The sequence below is a fragment of the Sphingobacterium spiritivorum genome (genome assembly GCF_016725325.1).
GTDB lineage: Bacteria > Bacteroidota > Bacteroidia > Sphingobacteriales > Sphingobacteriaceae > Sphingobacterium.
The window spans coordinates 221,906-244,753 of record NZ_CP068083.1 but is presented as its reverse complement, the minus strand read 5'-3'; the positions used below and the strand labels follow the sequence as shown (position 1 = coordinate 244,753).

Genomic DNA, 22,848 nt, shown 5'->3' with positions numbered 1-22,848 from the left:
AAGGCTGATTTTACCATTTGCTTTTCGATACTCTTTTCGGTTGTTATAATGTAAGTGTAAATCACGGTCAAATTTTACGCTTATTTTTTAGTTTTCATTCTGTGGGTCTATTTCCTTGGGCTGCTTTGTTACATATTAAATTATTGTTATTATCCGATTAGGAAATGAAGTTTCATCTTTAAATTTCATGTTCTTAATCTTATCGTGTTAAAAATACACTATTTAATAACCTAATTGGATATTATAATATTTTTAACATAATTAAAATCCAATTGCTTAATTAGTTGTTAAAATATATATTCTTTGTTTATTTAAATCAAAGTTTATATTTTACATTTGTAGTGGAATGTAAGTATAAGGCTTTAGGGTTAGGTGTCTTTTTCTTGTATTCCGGCCTACTTCTATGAAAAACATTATACATCCTAACCTAAATACGTTTACGCTTTAGTAAAACACATCGTCATTACCTATGAAGTTGAAATGGTGTTATCTGATCTGTATCCTTGCATTGCTATTCTATGGAATGGCGGGGACAGCGTATGCACAACGGGTATATGCCACTGCTCAATTGAATTCGGCAGGATCAAATAGTTCAATTTCTGCAGCAACAAACTCTATAGATACTGACTATACAAATTCGACACTTATCACTGTTCCAGGCTTGATTGGTGGAGCAAGTTGGCAACAACTGATTTTTCCTTCCACTACAGTTCCTGCCGGATCAACTGTCTTCATTCGTTTGTCTTCCGGAACGGGACTTCTTGGAGGAAATATATCCTATCAAGCGTATAAAAATGCTACTACATCAGTAGCAGGAACAACTGCTGTTACTACAACAGCAAATTTCACAGATAAGAATGGAAATAGTTTTATTGCAGTAACTTCTTCCGAAGCTTTTAATGCGGTGCGCATAACAATTAGCGGAGGTCTGTTAGCGACTACAAGTGCCAATATATTTTATGCCTTCTATGAACCTCCGAATACAAATTGCAGCACTATTGCCGGAACATCTACCCGCGTTACAGGAGTAGCATTGTTAGGAAGTATTTCAAATCCTGAATATGCTATAGACGAATCATTAACAACTGCCTCTAATTTCGCTGGAGGCTTATTGGGAGTTGGAAGTGAACTTATACAGATGGTTTATTTTACCAATAAATCAAATGTCAATGATGAAGTAAGTATTACCTTTTCTGTTCCACCTGCACCTCTGCTGGCACTTGGATTATTTAATAATGTTACTTTAAATGTGTATAATGGGACTACTTTAGTTTCCACAGGAAATGTAGGAAGTCTCCTTAGCCTTGATTTATTATCCTTGCTCCGAAATGGCAAACGACAGACAGTATCTTTTAAACCTACTTCTACATTTGATCGTGTAGAGGTCGTATATGCAACTGGTGTTGGATTGCTTAATAATTTTAAATTGCATGAAGTTGCACGTACCCCGGCAAAGCCTACAACACCGGTTGCTTATCCAAGTGTAATAAATGCTTGTGATGGAGAAACTGTAAACATTTCTGCCAGCTCGGCTAGTTCGGGGGCAGTCCTCAAGTGGTACAAGGATAGTATTGGAGGTACACCAGTAAGAACAAGTACATCCAATTCAGATGTTTTTTCGCCTACGGTTACCTATACTCCGGGAGTTGATACGACATTTTATTTTGTAACTTCTTCCTGGAGTACAGGGTGTTATGCGCAATCTCAAGAAGTAAAAATTGCGGTCTTAGTCCATCCTAAACCTACAGTTCCTATCATTCCCAATGTAATAACCTGTGCCGGTACTTCAGCCACACTTACGGTCAGTTCTCCAGTTGCGGGCATTGGCTATCGCTGGTATACGGTTGCTTCCGGAGGAACAGCATTGACAACAGCAAATAGCTATACCGTTGCTAATCCAGCGGCTACGACTACTTATTATGTAGAAGGATATAATTCGACTACAGGCTGTGTGAGTGCACGTACGGCAGTGACTTTGACTGTGAATCCACTGCCGGCAGCTCCTACGATTCCCAATGTGACGACTTGTGCCGGTACTTCAGCCACACTTACAGTTGGTTCTCCAGTTGCGGGCATTGGCTATCGCTGGTATACGGTTGCTTCCGGAGGGACGGCTTTGACAACAGCAAATAGCTATACCGTTGCGAATCCTACAACGACAACCACTTATTATGTAGAGGGCTATAATTCGACTACCGGCTGTGTGAGTTCACGTACGGCAGTGACTTTGACGGTGAATCCGCTACCGGCAGCTCCTACGATTCCCAATGTGACGACCTGTGCCGGTACTTCAGCCACACTTACGGTCAGTTCTCCAGTTGCGGGCATTGACTATCGCTGGTATACGGTTGCTTCCGGAGGGACAGCTTTGACAACAGCAAATAGCTATACCGTTACGAATCCTACAACGACAACCACTTATTATGTAGAGGGATATAATACGACTACCGGCTGTGTGAGTGCACGCACAGCAGTGACCTTGACGGTGAATCCGTTGCCAGCAGCTCCTACCATTCCCAATGTGACGACCTGTGCCGGTACTTCAGCCACACTTACGGTCAATTCTCCAGTTGCGGGCATTGGCTATCGCTGGTATACGGTTGCTTCCGGAGGGACGGCTTTGACAACAGCAAATAGCTATACCGTTGCGAATCCAACAGCTACAACCACTTATTATGTAGAGGGATATAATTCGACTACCGGCTGCGTGAGTGCACGCACAGCGGTGACTTTGACCGTAAATGCTTTACCTGCAGCTCCGACAATAGCCAATGCAACCACCTGTGCCGGTACTTCAGCCACACTTACAGTTAGTTCGCCAGAAGCGGGTATGAGTTATCGTTGGTATACGGTTGCTTCCGGAGGGACGGCTTTGACAACCGCAAATAGCTATACCGTTGCAAATCCTACAACTACAACTACTTATTATGTAGAGGGATATAATTCGACTACCGGCTGCGTGAGTGCACGCACAGCGGTGACTTTGACCGTAAATGCATTACCTGCAGCTCCGACTATTCCTAATGTGACGACCTGTGCCGGTACTTCAGCCACACTTACAGTTAATTCGCCAGAGGCGGGAATTAGCTATCGCTGGTATACGGTTGCTTCCGGAGGAACAGCGTTGACAACAGCAAATAACTATACCGTTGCGAATCCAACAACGACAACCACTTATTATGTAGAGGGATATAATTCGACTACCGGCTGCGTGAGTGCACGTACAGCAGTGACTTTGACGGTGAATCCTTTACCTGCAGCTCCGACTATTCCTAATGTGACGACTTGTGCCGGTACTTCAGCCACACTTACAGTCAGTTCTCCTGTTGCGGGCATTGATTATCGCTGGTATACGGTTGCTTCCGGAGGAACAGCGTTGACAACCGCAAATAGCTATACCGTTGCAAATCCTACAACGACAACCACTTATTATGTAGAGGGATATAATTCGACTACCGGTTGTGTGAGTGCACGCACAGCGGTGACTTTGACTGTAAATCCGCTGCCAACAGCTCCTACAGTGCCGGGAAAAGCTACTTGTCTCGGAACTGCAGCGACGTTATCTGTCTCGTCTCCGATAGCAGGAGCGACCTATCGCTGGTATACAACTTCTACAGGTGGATCTTCTTTCTTTACGGGGACGGATTATACTATTACTAATCCTACAGTTACGGTGACGTATTATGTAGAAGCATCAAATGCCAGCTGTGTGAGTACTTCACGTACAGCTGTTACGCTGACCGTCAATCCTTTACCTGTAGCACCAACAGTGCCGAATACAGCGACCTGTTCAGGCACGTCAGTGCTGCTGTCTGTAAGTTCTCCGGTGGCCGGAATTACCTATCGCTGGTATTCTTCAGCTGGCGGAGGTACGGTGTTGAATACGGGACCTAATTATATTATTTCTAATCCTACTGTTACGACTACTTATTATGTCGAAGCTTTTAATGAAACAACAGGTTGTGCGAGTTCTTCCCGTACTGCTGTGACTTTGACAATCAATCCTTTACCATCTATAACATTGTCTCCTTCTCCGAGAATTTGTGAAGGAGATATACATGCATCCCTGCCTTATGTGGTCGCCAATGGCGGTAATCAATATAAAATCACCTGGGATCCGGGTACACCTGTTTCTTTCCAAAATGTAACCAGCTGGACAAATCTTACTGGAAGTGCTATCACGGTCAATGTTCCGGCAAATGCTTCATATGGTGTCTATACAGGTAAGGTGTCCATTTACAATTCGGTAAATGGTTGCGAAGGATCATTACAGTCTTTTAGTATCAATATATATCCCGCTCAGGGTAAGCCGCATTTAACTATTCAAAATATTGTCAATTAAATAACTATGGAAAATCAACAAAATATTAACATCAATTAAGTAATCAATATGAAAAGAAAAATTCAAAAAATAAGAGCCGGCGTGATCGCTTTGCTTTTATGTTCAGGAACAGCTGTATGGGGGCAAAGTATCAGTAACCCGCCTTTAAATGTAGGACCTTCCACTTCTGTTACAGATGCAGGTCGTGTTACTGCTATTACTCCGGTACTGACCAATGGTACTTCGGCTTACGAAACTGTCAACTCTGTTTTGTTTTATAATCCGGCAACCAATGGTCCGTCTCTGACACTGGTAGCTGCGCTGAATGAAGATGTGAGTGTATTGCCTACACCTCGTACAGCATTAAGATTTACGAATTATACCTGGTATTATATGGGTACTTCAGGCACAGCGGCAGCTTCAGGTGCTGCATTTAATCCAAGTTTAGTTGCCGGAGGTTATTCTGTGGCACAAGACGGAAGTACGGATAACAACAAATTACCGTTGACCGGTTTGACAGAGGGGTATCACTACTTTAAAGTGCAAGGTGTTGTAAACCCTGATAATGCTCCTGTAGGTGCGCTTTGTACACCGCAGGAAGAGGTCTTTGTAGTATATGTATTGCCTCAATTGAATATTGCTTCTGCCGGGGTATTAGCTGGCGGAGCTACAGATTTTGCCTTTTGTGAATCTGAAACTTCTGGCTCTAATACACAAGCCAAAGTGCAGGTGACGGCTACACCTTCTTTTGTGACCAGCGGACTTACTCCGGCTGTAACTGATTTTACCATTAACTACCGTTGGTATGCAGTTAAAGTAGATGCTGCCAATGCTCCTTTGGCTGGTGCAAGTATTGATGATGCTAAATTCGACCCAAGTACTTTAACGGGGGTAACTGCATTGACCGGCACTGCTAATTCTATTTTCCCGCAGATATCAGCTTTCGGAAAGTACAAAATTCTCGTAGAGGCGGAGTATGCCATTAAAGACAGAAGTAACGGGCTGTCTGCTGATGATCCGGCTAACCGTAACAGACCTTATGTAATCTACAGGGATTTTGCGGTAAACGGAGCAAGCGATCTGATTATTACAGTAACACCTACACCAGGTAAACCACATATTACTATCGAGGCAGTCACAGACTAACCGATATAAATTAATACAAGATGCTACGTCTGTCCGGATATATTTTATCTTTTCTAGTTGCCCTGTTGCTTCTCTTTTCAGAAGCAACGGCGCAACAGGGACAGACTTTGCATATTGTCAAAGGGAAAAAAGTTACTTTACGGGCCGATGCCGAGCATGCGCTTTCTTATATCTGGTTTAAGAACAATGAACCTCTTAATGGATTCCATGATCAGCGAATTATTGTGACAGAAGCGGGAATTTATACGGTTATTGCTCTGGGTGAAGGCTGTAATTCGGATCTTTCTGATCCGGTTGAAATCATTGTTGATCCGTTTGGAGAAGATGTGGAGGTAAATCTCGAAATACGTAATCTTCCTGATGCAAATACCGTAATGGTAGGACGTAATTATAATTATCAGCTTATGGTGCTGAATAATGGAAATAAAGCTGCACATGAATTGACCATCACATTTAATATACCACGTGAAATTGAATATGTAGGTCCAACCGGTACCTATCCGGGAGAATTGTTTTATCAGGCAAACAACAGACAGCTGATATGGAAAATAAGTGAGATGGAAGCCGGAGGGTCTGCTTCTCTCTGGATAAATGTAGAAGCTATTTCTGAAGGAAATGCTATTACTATGAGTAAAGTCACCTCCCGCGAGAGGGATACAGCGATTGAAGATAATCAGGCCAGCTCAACGGTTAATATTGTATTCCTGAATATTCCTAATATTATTACTCCTAATGGTGATGGAAAGAATGATTTCTTTGTTATCAAAGGATTGGATACTAATGCAAGAAATAAACTGACTGTTTTCAACAGAATGGGTAATGAAGTTTACCGTTCTCATCAGTATCAGAATGACTGGAGTGCTGTAGGGCTCAATCAGGGTACCTATTTCTATATCCTGGAGGTAGAATTGCCGAGCGGGAAAGTACATGTCAATAAAGGCTATATCACTGTGATAAGGTATTAATTCCTCTTAATACGGCCTGTTCAGAACCTTAATTTTATTCCTTATATCGCATCGGATTTTTCGATATGAAATTTATATTCATCTTTTTGAAAATACAACCTGTGGTTGTGGCGGAGGTCAATTTTAATAGCGATGTTTGCTATGTTTATAAAATGTTCTGACCATCGTCACATTAAGAATAGTCATAATCTCGGTGCGTTGGTTTTTGTCCTACGTCTGTGCTTCCTCGGTGCATAAACCGCACAGAATCGATTTAGGAAATAGCAGAAGGAGTAGAGATAACTCCTCCTTCTGCTTATAAAATGCTTCATTATGGCTGACTTTTCTTTTCAGCTTTCCGTACTTATCTTTTTTAAATTATAACCTGAGGTTGTGGTGGACATCATTATTAATGTCGAATTTTGTAGTGTTTATAAAATGTTCTGATATGTTATAGTATGTCAATAGTCATTTTGATGATATTGATTTCAATCATGTGCATTCTTTGGGTGGATACGCAATTCAGGACTTTAAAAAATGGAGGGATAAGAAAGGGGAGAATAGCCTCCTCTTTTTCCCCTCTTTTTAAACAACAGATTGAAAATATGGTATTTTTATTTTTTAAATCTGTAAGCAATTATTAATTCCTACTATCTGAGACCATTATGTAATCGATATGCAAAGTATTCTTACCATGAGTATAACAGGAATTATTTGTTATTTCCTGTATCGATTTATTAATAAGTCATCTTCTGCAATGGAAAGTATGGAAGATGGTAGTTTTGTGATGCGTGTACATCCTGTACATGTATATCTGGGGTATTTTTGTCTGATGATGTGTGCCGGAATTGTAGGAGGGGCAGTATATGATTATGGCCGTATGGATATGACCGAGATGACCTTTGCAGTCATTCTGCTTTTGATCTTTGGTGTATGTGGTGTTCATAGCCTTTCTCTGTATTATTTCCATAAGGTGCAGTATAATCATGTATATATTATGTGTTACAGTAATCTGGGTAAGATGCAGATAGCACATTGGGATGATATTATTGATGCAACTTATAATCCAGTATTGGGATACATCAAGCTTTTTACACGGGATAAAAAAACACTGATACTCTTCCATCATCTCAAAGGCATTATCTTGTTTCACCAGGAATTTGTGAACCGTAAACCTCTGGTAGCCGGGAAGGTAAAGCTGGAAAAAGCCTGACTGATTAATTTTTTTAAATTATAACCACAGGTTGTGGTGGCATTATTATTTTATAACGAGTTTTATGGTGGTTTATAGTTGAGTGTTCTGACCACGTATGTAAAGGTGAACAGGTGGACCGGAACATAGAGAAGGTAAATGAAGAGGAGGTGTCCCCCTCCTTTTCCCTTCTTTATTTAAATGGTAAAAGATTTTTTCCTTCCCCATGCTTCTTTTTTCAAATTATAAAATATTTATATCTTTGGATTTCATGCACAAATTGTATTGTGTTTATTGTTATGCCAAAGGAAACTGATTATAACCTGCTTTCAGATCAACAATTAATGATTTTAATTGGTCAGGATGATTATGCCGGTTTTACAGCCTTGTACCTGCGGCATATTCAGGAACTCATACAGTATGCCAGACGTCTTCATACGGATGAAGAGGAGGCTAATGATTTTGTACAGGAAGTATTTGCTTCCTTGTGGATGCGCAGACATGAACTGCGTCTGGATACACCTCTAGCCTGGTTGTATATGTCTGTGCGCAAGCAGATGCTATATAGCCTTCGGAAACAAAAAACCAGGGACAAATACATCGAAAATTTAGCAACCTATCTCAATCCCTTTTATGATCCTGTTCTGGATGTTATTCAGGAAAAACAAGTTCGGGATTTTATCGAAAGAGAAACGGCTAAGCTGCCTCCTAAGATGCAACAGATCTTTCGGATGAGCAGACAGGATTTTCTTTCACACAAAGAAATTGCCGAAGAACTTCAGTTGTCGGAAAAAACGGTTAAGAAGCAGATCAATAATGTCCTGAAAATCTTTCGTTCGAAGATCAGTCCGAGACAGGCTGAAGTGATCGTAATTATCAGTTATCTGCTATCCGAAAAATAATTTTATTTTTTCTACTCCCTAAGGCAGACTTGTGCAACATCATTGTGTTAGTTCGCCAATTATGAATGATAATACTATAGATATACTAATAGAGAAGTATGCCAATAATACATGCTCTGAACAGGAGAGAATGCTGTTAGAGTTATGGATAGAGACACTTCCCGAAACGGATAAAGTTGTGCTGTCTGCAGAACAAAAGCAATTTCTATGGGAACAACTGGATGCTAAAATCTCTTCTTCTACTGGCAATAAATCTATATACAGAAGTCTGAAGCGTTACCTGCCATATGCGGCGGCAGTTCTTATCATGAGTATGGCCACACTTTTTGTATGGCAGACACGAACCGGACAACAGGAAACACCGGTGAAAATAGCGGATAAGGTTGTACCCGGATCGGATCAGGCTACATTGACACTTGCTGACGGACGCAAAATCGAGCTCACAACTGAACATTCAACATTGGCTTCAGGCATAACTATTCAGAAAACTGCCGACGGTCAATTAAAATATGTAGTACAGAGAGGTGTAACAGGAGGCGAATATAATGTAATTGAGACACCTAGAGGGGGGCAATTCCTGATTGAGCTTTCAGATGGTTCAGAAGTGACACTCAATGCGGCGTCCTCGCTTCGGTTTCCGACAGATATGTCTGATGGCGATCTCCGGAAAGTAGAGCTTAAAGGGGAAGGCTATTTTGCTGTCGCAAAAGATAAAAAGCGTCCTTTTATTGTTCAGAGTAACGGACAGGAAATCAAAGTTCTGGGGACAGTCTTTAATGTCAATACCTATGATCTGTCTAATAATATCACAACCTTACTGGAAGGTAGAATTCAGATCAATAATCAAAAAATACTTACACCAGGTCAACAGGCACATGTCAAAGGCAAGGATATCTTTATCAGTCAGGTTGATGTAGAAGACTTTGTTGACTGGAAAAATAATGAATTCGTATTCCAGGATGAATCGTTACAATCTATTCTGAACAGAGTGTCCAGATGGTACAATGTAGATGTACAATATGCTAAGGAGGGGAGCAGGTACATCACATTCAGCGGTAAAATATCCAGATACGCTGAAGTAGAAAAAGTGCTTGAACTACTGCAGAGTACAAGTACATTGAAATTCAAAATTATAAACCGAACAATTATTGTAAACCAAAATTAACGCTTATGGGCTGATAGACGACTAATTACCAGATTTCACACAATTATACTCTTTAAATAACCAATTTAAATTACTTCTTAAAAATCATGAGGTTAAATATTTTTAAACTAGCCCGGGCTATGTGCGTGGCTTTAATGGTCACCTATTGCTCTATTTCGGCTGCCGGACAAGGCGTAGTGACCCTTAAAAGGCAGAAAATACGAGCATCAGAACTTATTAAAATTATTAATAAGCAGACAGGATATAATATCTTATACTCTAATCAGATCTTTAATGATAAAAAAATACTTAATGTAGAATTTGATGAGGCAGATATTCATAAAGTAATGCATATTCTGCTTGATCAATCCGGTCTTCAATATAAGATCAAGGATAATACTATTCTGATTAACCAAATATCTGAACCGGAGGAAGCTTCTTTATTTAAAAATGCTAATTCGTTTCAGCAAGGGGTGTCCGGAAAAATTTCGGATGATAAAGGGCAGCCTTTACAGGGAGCTTCAGTGTCTATAAAAGGAACTAACATCGGGATATCTACGGATGCAGAAGGTCGTTTTACGTTGGCTCAGGCCAAAGTGAATGATGTACTTGAGATACGTTTCATAGGTTATCAGGCCAAAAGTTATACGATTACCTCTACAGCTCAGCCTATAGAATTGTCCCTCGCAGCAGAAGATAATATGCTGGATGCCGTGGTCGTGACTGCCTTAGGTATAAAGCGGTCGGAAAAGGCCTTGAGTTACAATGTTCAACAGGTGAAGGAAGACGATCTGACACGTGTTAAAGATGTAAACTTTATCAATGCGCTTTCAGGAAAAGTAGCAGGTGTAACGATAAACAGTAGCTCTTCCGGTATCGGAGGTGCCAGCAAAGTGGTTATGCGCGGATCAAAGGCTATCGATCAGACCAATAATACATTATATGTAATTGATGGTATTCCTATTCATAACTACAGTGGGGAAGAAGGTAAAGAATTCAGCTCATCAGGGACATCAGAATCTATTGCGGACATCAATCCGGAAGATATTGAATCCATGTCTGTACTGACGGGAGCCGCTGCCGCAGCTTTATACGGAAGTCGTGCTGCCAACGGAGCAATAGTCATCAATACTAAAAAGGGAAAAATAGGTAAAACTACACTTTCTCTGTCCCAGAATACGGAAATATTAGATGCTTTTGTGTTACCTAAATTCCAGAACAGATTTGGTACGGGAAGCGGCTTGTTTCAGAATACAAATGATAGAAGCTGGGGTAAACCGCTCAATTCCTCTAACTTTATGGGGTATTCTCCCGATAATGACTATTTCAAAACAGGAGTTATTGCGACCGAGAATATTTCATTTTCTACCGGAAATGAAAAAAATCAAACCTATGTATCTGCTGCGGCAGTCAACTCGGAAGGTATAATTCCGAATAACAAGTATGACCGTTACAATTTTACATTCCGTAATACTTCAAAGTTTTTAAATGATAAGATGACATTGGATGTAGGAGGGAGCTATATCAAGCAGCAAGATCAGAATATGACTAATCAGGGGACCTATTCGAATCCTCTTGTGACGGCTTATCTTTTTCCTCGCGGCGACGATTGGAATGATATCAAAATGTATGAACGGTATGATACTCAGCGTAAGATATATACCCAATACTGGCCACAGGGACTGAATGAATTTACAGGACAAAATCCATACTGGATTAATTACCGTAATCTGCGCAATAATAGTAAGGACAGATATATGCTTAATGCAAATCTGGAGTATAAAGTGTTAGACTGGCTGAGTCTTGCAGCGCGTGTACGCATCGATAACGCGGATACTGAATATTCTGAAAGATTATACGCTTCTACAAATACAACACTTGCTGAAGGATCTGAAAATGGCTTGTATGGTATAAAAGAAATAAAAGACAAGCAGTTGTACACTGATTTTATGGCCAACATCAATAAGACATTCAATGACTTTTCTTTGCAGGCTAATGTGGGGGCTATTTTGACTGATGCCCGTCAGAATTTTATTCAGAACCGGGGTCCTATACGGCCAAACGGTATTCCGAACAAATTTAATATTGCGCAGTTAGATTATGAAAACACCAAACATCGGGATGAAGGATGGCGGGATCAGACACAGTCTATCTTTGCGAGTGCTGAACTGGGGTACAAAGGAGCATATTATCTGACATTGACCGGAAGAAATGACTGGGCTTCTCAGCTTGCCGGTCCTAAGTCTAAGGCAACTTCATTTTTCTATCCTTCTGTCGGAACTTCAATAATTCTTTCCGAGATATTTTCTATGCTGGAGGAAATCGAATACCTGAAATTACGCGGTTCATTTGCTTCTATTGGTTTACCTTTTCCACGCTTTATTGCCAACCCTGTATATGATTGGGATGAAACAATCCAGCAGTATAAGGATAAAACTAACTATCCTATGACGGATCTGAAACCTGAGCGGACAGATTCCTGGGAATTGGGTATTTCTACTCGTTTTCTCAAAGGTTTTAATCTTGACCTGAGTGTATATGATACGAAGACCTACAACCAGACTTTTGACCCTAAAATCTCCGTGTCTTCTATGTACACTACATTGTATGTACAGACCGGAAGTGTGAGAAACAGAGGGATAGAGCTGGGATTGGGATATCAAAAACAGTGGGGTGATGTAAATTGGGCTTCCAATTATACCTTCAGTGCCAACAGAAATAAGATTCTGGAACTGGTACGCAACTACCAGCATCCGGAGACCGGAGCTATTATTAATAAGGACCGGCTGGATGTAGGAGGTCTTTCTCAGGCACGCTTTATTTTGAAAGAAGGAGGCACACTTGGTGATATGTATTCGTTGTCAGATCTTCAACGGGATAGCAATGGCGATATTTATATCGATCAGGATGGAAGAGTAGCGGTAAACAACAAAGCTGGTGATATCAAATTAGGTAGTATTTTTCCGAAAGCCAATATGGCCTGGAGAAATGATTTCTCATGGAAAAATTTCAGAGCCGGATTTATGTTTTCAGCGCGTCTGGGAGGAATCGTTTATTCTGCGACACAAGCTGCCTTAGATCAGTATGGAGTATCTGAAGCATCTGCTGTGGCAAGAGAAAACGGTGGTGTCATGCTTAATGGTGGCGATTTGGTAGATGCAGAGACCTGGTATACAACCATAGGAGGTAAAAGCGGATTGCCGCAATACTATGCATATAGTGCAACAAATGTGAGATTGCAGGAAGCAAGTATTGGTTATACTATCCCTAAAAATCGTTTTTGGAATCTTGGAGAAGTATCACTTACACTGGTAGGACGTAATCTTTGGATGATTTATAACAAGGCACCATATGATCCTGAATCTACGGCAAGTACAGGAAATTATTATCAGGGTATTGACAATTTTATGACGCCAAGTACAAGGAATGTTGGGGTTAATGTCAGACTTAAATTTTAAAAGAGATCGATATGAAAATTAATAAATCACTCGCAATATATCTCATTGGTGCTATGCTGATTCTGCAATCCTGCACCAAGAGTTTTGAAAAGTACAATACTGATCCGAAAGGTTCGACTCAGGAAGAAGTAGAACGCGATGGCTATATCCTTGCCTCAGCGTTGACAGGTATGCAGGCCTGGGTAGTGCCATTGGATGTAAATACCTGCCAGTTTACCGAATGCCTGCTTGGCGGTTCTTACGGAGGGTATCTTTCAGACTCCAATAATGGCTTTAATGGCAAAAATTTTGCAACCTATAATCCGGAAGAAAACTGGCTTAGAGTACCGTTCAACGATGTAATTCCAAATATTTTTATTCGGAATGTAAAGGTGAAAAGTGTGACTCAGGATCCTATTCCTGCAGCGGTAGCCGATATTATTAAGGTACTATCTATTTCAAGAGTTTCCAGTATATATGGCCCTATTCCATATTCAAAAATAGGTGCGGAGGGTGCATTGAATGCTCCTTACGATTCCGAGGAAGAGGTTTATACGAAAATGTTTGCTGAACTGGATGCCGCGATTGCTGTATTAACACTACGCCGTACCGAGAATTTTACACCTAAGGCTGATATTGTTTTTGGAGGAAATGTGATTAAGTGGGTCAAATTAGCAAACTCCTTAAAGTTAAGACTGGCTATGCGTATTCTGTCTGCTAACCCCACGCTGGCAAAAACTAAGGCTGAGGAAGCAGTACAGCATGAAATAGGTCCTATGGTCTCAAATGATGATAATGCATTTGCACAGCCTGTTACTAAAAATCCGTTCAGGGTAGTGATGTATGAATATAACAATGGAGATTCCCGTATTTCGGCAGATATTACTTCTTATATGAATGGATACAAAGATCCTAGACGTGAAAAATATTTTACCGTATCCACATTTACCGGAAATATTACAAACGGATATATAGGGTTGCGTTCTGGAATTTCTATTCCCAGTGGTGAAAACGTGAAGAGATATACCAATATGAATGTAGGTAATACAGATAAGGTACTCTGGATGAATGCTGCAGAGGTAGCATTTTTAAGAGCTGAGGGAGCACTGCGAGGCTGGAACATGGGTACAGCAGCTATGACAGGATCTACTCCGGCAGAAGGGTTCTATAAAACGGGTATTAATCTGTCCTTTAATCAATGGGGTGCTGCGGGAGCAACTGCATATATAGATGACAGCAGAAGCGTTCCAGTATCTTATATAGATCCTTTAGGAGCATCTTCGAATACCGGTTCTACCAGTATGATTACCATTAAATGGAATTCAGCATCTGATATGGAACAGAATCTCGAACGTATTATTACCCAAAAATGGATTGCAAACTTCCCATTAGGTATTGAAGCATGGACGGAATACCGTCGTACGGGATATCCTAAACTGATGAGTGTCTTACAGAATAACAGTGGCGGACGCGTAAACTCTCAACGTATGGCACGCAGACTTCCTTATCCACAAGACGAATACACCGAAAATGCTGCTAATGTGCAAAATGCCGTGAGTTCGTATCTGAAAGGATTGGATGAAATGGGAACTGATTTATGGTGGGCAAAAAAGTAATATAAGAGGATTATGAAAAGAAAAATTAATTTGAAAAGACTGGTCTTCGCCACATGTTGTCTGTGGGCACTGACCCTTATATTGGTTTCCTGTGAAAAATGGACGGAAACAGAGACTGTCAAAATAGAAGATCCGGACATCAGGACGCAAAACCCTGAGCTCTATGCTGCTTATCTTGCTAATTTGAAAGCATACAAGAATTCAAAGCATAAGGTTATTTATGGTTGGTTTGATAATCATGTGAAAACACCGATTAACAGAGGGCAACATATTGAAAATGTACCGGATAGTGTAGATTTTGTGGTGTTGAAATCACCCGATAAACTGATAGATCGCGAATTGCAGCAGATGGATGCTCTTAGAAATGAAAAGGGTACAAAAGTGATCTTCGGATTCGATTATGACGGTACTAAACTGGCTTATGATCTCCGAATGGACGAACTCAAAAAGGCTGGTAAATTAACCGGTTCTGAAAAGGATTTTGAAACCTATCTATCGGATACTTTACAGTATACTCTGCAATTAATCGACAAGTATAAATATGACGGAATTATAGCAGGCTACAGAGGAAAAAGTACCGCACATATGACAGACAGTGATAAGGAGGTTTACAGTAAACGGGAAAAGATCTATATGGATCTTGTTAGCAAGTGGTATAATGCCAATAAAGGTAAAGTCCTTGTATTTGAAGGATATCCGCAGAATCTGACAGATAAAACTATTCTTGCTTCCTGCTTACATATAATACTTCCTGATCTGGATGTAAAGGGTAAGGATAGGTTGTCATATAATATCCTTATGACAAATGTGGAAGGTGTACCTACAGATCGTTTTATTGTTACAGCTTCTACTGTTTCTCTGGATAAAACGGATACCAAGACCGGAATATTTTCGGATGGTTCTCGTGCGCTGGGTGTAACTGCCGGTTGGGCTGCAGCGACACATAGCGGATATACGGTTTCGGGACTGGGTATATACAATATGAACAATGATTATTTTAATACCTATAAAGTATATCAGTACACCCGTGAGGCTATTTATACTCTAAATCCGTCTATAATTAAATGATTAAAATATGAAAAGTTTATATATATACATCCAGATAGCGCTTTTTTCAATCCTGACTTTCGCTGTCAGTTGTAAAAATGAAGAAATCTTCTCAAACAATGTATTTAATGCTGTTCCTAAGGTTGAAAATCTTCTTATCAAATCAACGTTGATTTCAGATGAGCGTAAATTGCAGGCATCTATAGCCAGACCGGAGACCAGAGATGTTAACATTGCCTATAATGTAGATGCATCATTGGTTGAGAAATATAATGCCGCCTACTACGATAAAGCGATCATGTTGCCAAAAGAGAATTACCGGTTACCTCAGGCATCTGCACAGATTCCAGCCGGAAGTGTAAAATCTAATGATGTGACCGTTTACTTTGATAAAATAAATATGTTGGATCGCGAACAGATCTATGTATTGCCTGTGACTATTTCCAATGCAGATATCGATATTTTACAAAGTGCCCGCACCACTTACTATGTGTTGAAAGGTGCTGCACTTATCAATGTGGTGGCAGATCTGGAAGAAAACTATCTGCATATTAACCAGTGGGCTAATCCCGGAGTGGTCAATAATCTGTCAGAGATTACAATAGAAACACTGGTCAGAGCCCGTAATTACGACAGGATGATCAGTTCTGTAATGGGTATTGAGGGTCGTTTTTTAATTCGTCTTGGAGATGCCGGTTTTCCATCTAATCAGATTCAGGTAGCTACCAGTTCAGGGAATTTTCCGGGAGGAGATTCCAATAAAGGATTGCCTTCAAATGAATGGGTACATATAGCAGTTACATACAGCCGGACGAGCAGAGCTATCAAAATATACGTAAATGGCAAAGTCCAGTCTGAAGGAACATTATCACTGGCACCTATCTCGCTGGGTGTGAATGGACAGGATGGATTCTATATAGGCCGGTCTTATGCTGATGACCGGTTCTTTGCAGGTGAATTTGCAGAATGCAGAATATGGAATGTTGTCCGCACTGAAGAGGAAATTGCCGGTAGTCCATATGAGGTAGATCCCAAAAGTAATGGTTTGGTAGCCTATTGGAAATGTAATGAAGGAGCCGGAAATACAGTACAGGATTATACAGGAAATGGTAATAACCTGACGTCAAAATTAGGTAAGGATATCAAATGGACTCCCGTATCCCTGCCGGCAAAAAAATAAAATTGTTAATCTAAAAATTATAAGGTAATGAAAAATCACAGCTATAATAAAATCTGTCTGTTTGTGATCTTATCTCTGATCACGATAGGAGGGATGACTTCCTGTAAACAGGAGCTGGTCAAAGTGGCAACAGTTGATGAAGCGGGCTTCCAGAGTAGTAAAGATGCGTTAGCATTTATTACTAATGGAGAAGGCAAAATAAATACAGGCAGTCTCGAATTCCGAAACAGCGGGACGACAACACTTCAACTCAATCTTTCCAAAGCTGCTTCTGATGCTGTCACCGCATCTATTGCATATAATGAAGCTGTATTGGATAACTATAATAAGCAAAATGGGACAACTCATGCCTTGTTTCCAAAAGAGTTACTGACATTGGGTAATAATGGAGTATTACAAATCGCAAAGGGTGAAAATAAGTCCACACAAATAGAAGTTCAGGTGAAAACCGGAGCTTCTCTAAGCAGTGATGAATCCTATGTTATTCCGGTAAGAACCACTATAAATAGCGGGAATGCATTACTGTCAGCACAGGAATCAGACTACCTTGTCTTCGTTAAGGATCTTTCGAAGATTCCAAGTGCAGCCAAATCTACAGGTATTGAAATTATCAGTTGTATGGAGGTAAATGATACTAATCCATTGAATAACTTGAGTTTTACATTAAAAGACAGTGGTAAGCCCTTGATTGATATGGTCATCCTTTTTTCTTCCAATATTAACTACAATGAGGAAACAGGTAAGGTGTATGTATATCACAACCCGAATGTGCAGCACCTGTTGGATAATCGTATGAAATACCTAAAACCACTGAAAGATCGTGGTATTAAAGTTGTGCTCAGCATATTGGGGAATCATGACCGTGCAGGTGTCGCTAATTTATCTGATGATACTGCGCGTGAATTCGCAAAAGAGCTTAAAGCAGTATGTGATGCTTATGATCTGGATGGTGTATTTTTTGATGATGAATATTCTAAAGAAATATATCCTCCACCTCCCGGTTTTGTGTATCCATCTTCTGATGCAGCAGCCAGACTTTTTTATGAAACAAAAAAGGTAATGCCGAATAAACTTACGCTGGCTTATGTATACAGTTCAACCCGTTCTTTTAATGCTGTGGACGGGGTACAGCCTGGACAGTTTGTAGATTATGGCCTTCATGATTACGGAGGATCATACGATCTTTCCGGAAATTATCCCGGAATGTCTAAAAAAGGAATGGCGCTGTATTCACAAGAATTTGCGAGAGGTTATTATACAACTGCAGCTAATCTGAAAAGATTGCGCGACGGAGGATATGGCGCACATATGATCTTTGCGATGGATCCGAATCGGAGTAATTTTCAAAGACAGCAAAGACAAATGAGTGATATTGCAAAAACATTGTTTGATGAAGAACTTGTCTTCGATGGTAAGATATATAAAAAGGATTGGTAAAGAATTATAAATTCTTTATTCCGGTCAGATTTAATTGCTTTCTTGGATATATTGTTTTATTGTTTAGTTAGTTAGGCTCAACCCGAAAGGGTTGGGCTTTTTTGATATTTACAGTTTTTCATACTGTTTACGTATCATGTTGTAATATTTACTATTCTTCGCATTTGCTGCAAGGTTATCAAAGCTTGACTTGTATGCTGGAAAATCTCTGTAAAGGTATAACTCATGGAAAACAAAGAATGTTGTTACAGGGCTTTCGTTATTTTGCTGTACCATCTGCTTCAGACTTTGCTCCATAATCGAACTGTTACTGCGGGATTGGCTCTTTTCCTGTATCTGTTTGTTGAGCTCTCCGGCATATGTATAGTCTGCATTATTTACAGCCTCAGACATTTTATTCTGCAAGGAATCTACGTGGTTTTTTCTAGCCTGCTTATCGTTTTCATACAGCTGCCAATACTTCTCTGACAAGACACAATCTTTACAATTATTAGGTAGGATCAGCATGGTTGGCTGTTGTGTCAGTTCTATCTTTTCTCTGTCGAGCGAAGGTTGAAGGCTTACTTTGTAAGTAGTCTCCTGCTCCGGATTCAGATATAGATTTTTAGTCAGTATAAATTGTTCATTCAGATCTTGTTTATTACGGCTCGATCTGTACATATGGTGAGGTATATACCTTCTTTGCCAGGAAATACTTAATACATACATATCCGTAGGTAACGAGTCGAGTACCCATTCGCCACTCAAATTGGTAAAAGAAGTGCTGTGCAGTTTTTCTCCGCTGATATAGTGATAGATGTCTACTGTGCAGGAATCTATGAGCGGGTTGTCAAATACTAAAGTTACTTTCTGACGATCCTGTTTACAACTCAGGAATATACATAACAACAGGATTATGCCGGTTAATGCTAATTTCTTCATGTTGGAGAGACGGTCTTTTTTCTACAAGTTTTTAAAAAAAAGAGGGTGTTTGAAAAACATGTACTGATCTGTCTGGTCTGAAAAAAGGAATTTGCAATCTTACTTGTACTACTTTTAGACTGGTTTAATTCTGTTTTTCAGATTTTCAGAGACCGTGACATATATCTTCAAGACACCCTCCCGGAGGTTAATAATCTGAGGTTACAATATTTTTATTACCGAAGTGTATATGTTGCGGTTACAGCTTCATTACCTTTCTGATCATATGCAACAAAATCAATGTCTACATTGTTTCCGTTTTTTCTGACTTCTTTGGCAATCAGATAATGCGTCTTGATTTTATCTTTGAAGGCTATAACATTCTGGTTTGTATTTGTATTATATGTGAACGGATAAAACGAAAATGCGTTTTGTCCAAACATACAGGTGAATCTCAGTAAAGTTGTATTCGTTGATCCCGGTATCTTCTCATAATAATCAACTAAAGGAGTATACATTGGTAAAAATCCTTTCGCTGAAATATTTGTTACAAAAGGATCCCTTGCCTGATACGCAACAACCTGCGCATCTGACCACACGCCTATACGGAATAAAAACGTTTTGCTTGGCGAGCCGTCTGCATATTTGACTACCAGATCACCATCTCTGTTGACCAATCCGGTACGGCCTGTGGCAGTTGTAAGATCAAAATAACGATCAGCATCCGCCCAGGTCCAGTTGTCAGGTCTTTTAAACATTTTGTAAATCACACCACCTTCTTTGGTATAGACACGGCCGCTGCGGTATCCCCGGATCTCCAGTGTATCGGCCGATACTTTCACGACATTGTATACATGATCCGTAATATCGGAAGCCATTGCTCCGATTCGGAAGAATGAAGTCATTACCGATCCGGTCGTAAACGTAATCTGCGGACTACCGATACCTGCAGAAATATTGAAGTATGAATCAGCAGGATCTGTATATCCGTATACCGTAGTGATATTCACTTTATTAGTTACCGTATCAAACTTGAGGACAACCGGTGAATAGACATTGTTACTCAGGCTTGACTTGACCATCATAACCCACCCGTTTTTGGAATTCTGGATGGACTGTTTAAATTCTTGTGTCAGTCTGGCTGTTCTTTCCGGATTATCATCAAAGTAGGAATTTGTAATCGTATCCTTCTCACAAGAGGAAAGCAACCCGATAACCGCCAGACCCATTATATATAATTTCTTAATCATAACGTACTTATTAATAGTTAACTTGATATACGAGTGAGTCTAATATAGGTTGCAGTTCATGCAGATCTATTCCCATATCCAGATACTTCTGATATACCATTTTATATTTGGTTTCCAGCTTAGGATTTTTACTTACAATAGTCTGAATCTCACTCTTAGGTTTCAGTGTAAGATTTTCTACAGTGGTTGCAAAATCTTCTTCCGGAGCATATCCGCCATATGGGGTGAAGAAACCATCCAGATTAGCTTGTGCTGTACTACGGCTTCCGTAAGTAAGTCCGTAATATTCTCCCTGAGAGATACGGTCATAGATGTAGCCGCGACCTACTTTGTGATCTATCTGGTGTGCATGCTCGTGAAATAAGGTCGATATATGTGATCTTAACCAGCTTTTATTCGTCTTGCTGAAATTGTTGACGCCACCCATACCTAATCTGTAAAACTGTCCGTTAAGTCCGGCTCCTGCAGCTGTACCTGTAGAGGTAATATCATTGAAGTGTACAAAACCTCCCACAATGATAAATTCTATCGGAGTCTCTCCGTTAAAGAACTTTGGAAAACGTTCTTTAAGTGTTTTGAGCCATATTTTGTTCAGCATCACTTTTGTGTATTCCAGTGCCAAATCATATCTGGCCGGCACAAAGAATGTACTTCCTGTGATGGTACGTGGTGAAAATTCATAAATAATTTCTACCCCATAGGCTTTTTGGATCGAATCTGCCAGATAATCCAGTTCATTCCAGGCAGATTTTGGTTTTTTCTCTTTTTTTGTGAAATAATCAGTCGTTTCGTCGATCTGATCTATTTTGGTACTGTCTTTAGCGCAACCTGCAAAGGTGAGCAATGCAAACAGTACCAGCAGTGTTATCGTATTTTTCATAATTATCTCGGATTTAATTGATTCTCTAATGAAGGATTACCTACACGGGCATTGATAGGAATCTGTATAGCTGTTCTTTTGTCATTACGTTCCAATACGACATCCGGTGCAGCCGATGTCCTGACCAGACGGTGTTCGATACGTAATCCAAGACGTTTGATATCGTACCATCTGAAACCCTGGCCGATTAGTTCCATGCGTCTTTCTTTCAATACGGTTGCTAAGGCATTCTCTGTAGTCGACGGAACAGGCAAAGCAGTATAAGGCGTGATTCTTTCCTTACGGATGGCCTCTATGTCCTGCATTGCTTTTGTAATATTAGGACTTGCAATCTTGAGATAAGCTTCAGCTCTGTTTAATAGTACTTCTTCCATCGTAAAGCAATCGTATCTGGAAGCTGCTGCATTCGGGTTATTAGGCTGATTGGCATATTTTACAACAAGAGCCACACTATCAATAACTGTACCTCCTGAACTGAAGGACTGAAATCGAAGATCTGAATTAGGCGTGCTGTAGAAGATTTCATGTGCAAGATAAAATCCGCACAGACGATATCCGATAGGACGACATAAAAACTGACTGCTCTGTGAGGTCAGCAACAAGCTGGGGTGAATGCTGGGATTCATTATCTCCTGTGCCCAGTACTGCTCGCTTGTAGTTCTTTTACGGTTTACGTCATCGCTCATTTTACGGACAATTACACCCTTTTCTGCAACAGCCAGGTCGCTGTATTTGATTACATCATCCCAGTTGCCTTTGTACAGACTGACTCTGGAAAAGAATGCATATATACTGGCCATGGAGAAACGATACGGCGTATTGGGCATAAATTCACGACCTTCTTTTAGTAAAGCGAGTCCCTCATTCATGTCATTTTCGATCTGATCGTATACCTGTTTGACTGTTGCACGATCAAACAAAGGGCGATTAGCTTTAGGCACTTCCAACACGAGTGGTACACCCAGATCTGTGGCTGAAGTCGTCGTATTGTAATGCATGCCAAAGAGATTCACAAGCGAGAAATATGCATATGACCGGATCATTAAAGCTTCTCCTTTTATAGCTTTCTTCTGTGTCTCGTCTCCGGATGCTTTAGCTACTTCTTCTATTACCGAGTTTGCATCGTATATCTTTTTATAATAATGTGCATATGCAGCTCCTGGTGATGCAATATTCGTTTCCTCATATTCATCCTTCCAGAGGTATAAGGGGATATAACGTGCGCCCATGTTTGCCTGCATAGTATTGGCATAGTGATGGTAATTGTCTGTTAATATTTCTGTGAACATATCCTGACGTTCGGGATATGCATTTACCAGTACATCTTCGAGGATATCGAGCCCTTGAGTCAGGTCGAGCCTGTTGTCGTAAGGCTCATCCAGGAATTTCGAACATGAAGTAGAAAATCCTGCGGAGATTACTGTTAGTAAAAGTATGATATAAGCTTTCATA

Annotated in this window: 15 protein-coding genes; 11 read left to right on the top strand and 4 right to left on the bottom strand. The window is 40.3% G+C overall.

What is annotated here, in order from left to right; translation table 11 throughout:
- Positions 1–469 precede the first annotated feature (469 nt).
- The 11 genes from I6J02_RS00840 (at position 470) to I6J02_RS00790 (ending at position 18,366) form a co-directional block, all read left to right on the top strand.
- Entirely contained in the window at positions 470–4,342 is a 3,873-nt protein-coding gene (locus I6J02_RS00840; protein WP_201679968.1) for a hypothetical protein, read from the top strand.
- A 48-nt stretch (positions 4,343–4,390) separates the two neighbouring features.
- Positions 4,391–5,467 carry a hypothetical protein gene (locus I6J02_RS00835; protein WP_201679967.1) on the top strand — a complete coding sequence of 359 codons (1,077 nt, stop codon included), beginning with the start codon at positions 4,391–4,393 and terminating at the stop codon, positions 5,465–5,467.
- 20 nt (positions 5,468–5,487) lie between these two features.
- Entirely contained in the window at positions 5,488–6,432 is a 945-nt protein-coding gene (locus I6J02_RS00830) for a gliding motility-associated C-terminal domain-containing protein (protein WP_201679966.1), read from the top strand.
- A gap of 655 nt (positions 6,433–7,087) precedes the next feature.
- Positions 7,088–7,624: a hypothetical protein gene (locus I6J02_RS00825; protein WP_201679965.1), complete on the top strand. Its 537-nt coding sequence runs from the start codon at positions 7,088–7,090 to the stop codon at positions 7,622–7,624.
- A 278-nt stretch (positions 7,625–7,902) separates the two neighbouring features.
- Entirely contained in the window at positions 7,903–8,505 is a 603-nt protein-coding gene (locus I6J02_RS00820) for an RNA polymerase sigma factor (protein WP_201679964.1), read from the top strand.
- 61 nt (positions 8,506–8,566) lie between these two features.
- Positions 8,567–9,670, top strand: a complete 1,104-nt coding sequence (locus tag I6J02_RS00815; RefSeq protein ID WP_201679963.1) for a FecR family protein — start codon at positions 8,567–8,569, stop codon at positions 9,668–9,670.
- A gap of 86 nt (positions 9,671–9,756) precedes the next feature.
- On the top strand, positions 9,757–13,107 hold the full coding sequence (locus tag I6J02_RS00810) for a SusC/RagA family TonB-linked outer membrane protein (RefSeq protein ID WP_201679962.1): 3,351 nt from the start codon (positions 9,757–9,759) through the stop codon (positions 13,105–13,107).
- Between the two features lie 11 nt (positions 13,108–13,118).
- A complete protein-coding gene (locus I6J02_RS00805; RefSeq protein WP_201679961.1) occupies positions 13,119–14,702 on the top strand; it encodes a RagB/SusD family nutrient uptake outer membrane protein in 1,584 nt (527 codons plus the stop codon).
- Positions 14,703–14,714: 12 nt separating this feature from the next.
- Positions 14,715–15,770, top strand: coding sequence for a glycoside hydrolase family 18 (locus tag I6J02_RS00800; RefSeq protein WP_201679960.1), 1,056 nt, complete (start codon positions 14,715–14,717; stop codon positions 15,768–15,770).
- A gap of 7 nt (positions 15,771–15,777) precedes the next feature.
- Positions 15,778–16,929 (top strand): DUF1735 and LamG domain-containing protein, encoded by a 1,152-nt coding sequence (locus tag I6J02_RS00795; RefSeq protein ID WP_201679959.1) that lies wholly within the window; start codon positions 15,778–15,780, stop codon positions 16,927–16,929.
- A gap of 27 nt (positions 16,930–16,956) precedes the next feature.
- On the top strand, positions 16,957–18,366 hold the full coding sequence (locus tag I6J02_RS00790) for a BT_3987 domain-containing protein (RefSeq protein WP_201679958.1): 1,410 nt from the start codon (positions 16,957–16,959) through the stop codon (positions 18,364–18,366).
- A gap of 108 nt (positions 18,367–18,474) precedes the next feature.
- On the opposite strand, the gene I6J02_RS00785 is transcribed toward I6J02_RS00790, so the two are convergent.
- From I6J02_RS00785 to I6J02_RS00770, 4 genes are all read right to left on the bottom strand, one after another.
- The gene (locus tag I6J02_RS00785) at positions 18,475–19,287 is read right to left on the bottom strand and encodes a hypothetical protein (protein ID WP_201679957.1); all 813 of its coding nucleotides are present in this window, start codon (positions 19,285–19,287) and stop codon (positions 18,475–18,477) included.
- Between the two features lie 215 nt (positions 19,288–19,502).
- Positions 19,503–20,516: a DUF4302 domain-containing protein gene (locus I6J02_RS00780; RefSeq protein ID WP_201679956.1), complete on the bottom strand. Its 1,014-nt coding sequence runs from the start codon at positions 20,514–20,516 to the stop codon at positions 19,503–19,505.
- Between the two features lie 10 nt (positions 20,517–20,526).
- The gene (locus I6J02_RS00775) at positions 20,527–21,396 is read right to left on the bottom strand and encodes a putative zinc-binding metallopeptidase (RefSeq protein ID WP_003010877.1); all 870 of its coding nucleotides are present in this window, start codon (positions 21,394–21,396) and stop codon (positions 20,527–20,529) included.
- A gap of 2 nt (positions 21,397–21,398) precedes the next feature.
- Positions 21,399–22,847 (bottom strand): RagB/SusD family nutrient uptake outer membrane protein, encoded by a 1,449-nt coding sequence (locus I6J02_RS00770; RefSeq protein ID WP_201679955.1) that lies wholly within the window; start codon positions 22,845–22,847, stop codon positions 21,399–21,401.
- Position 22,848: the final 1 nt, after the last annotated feature.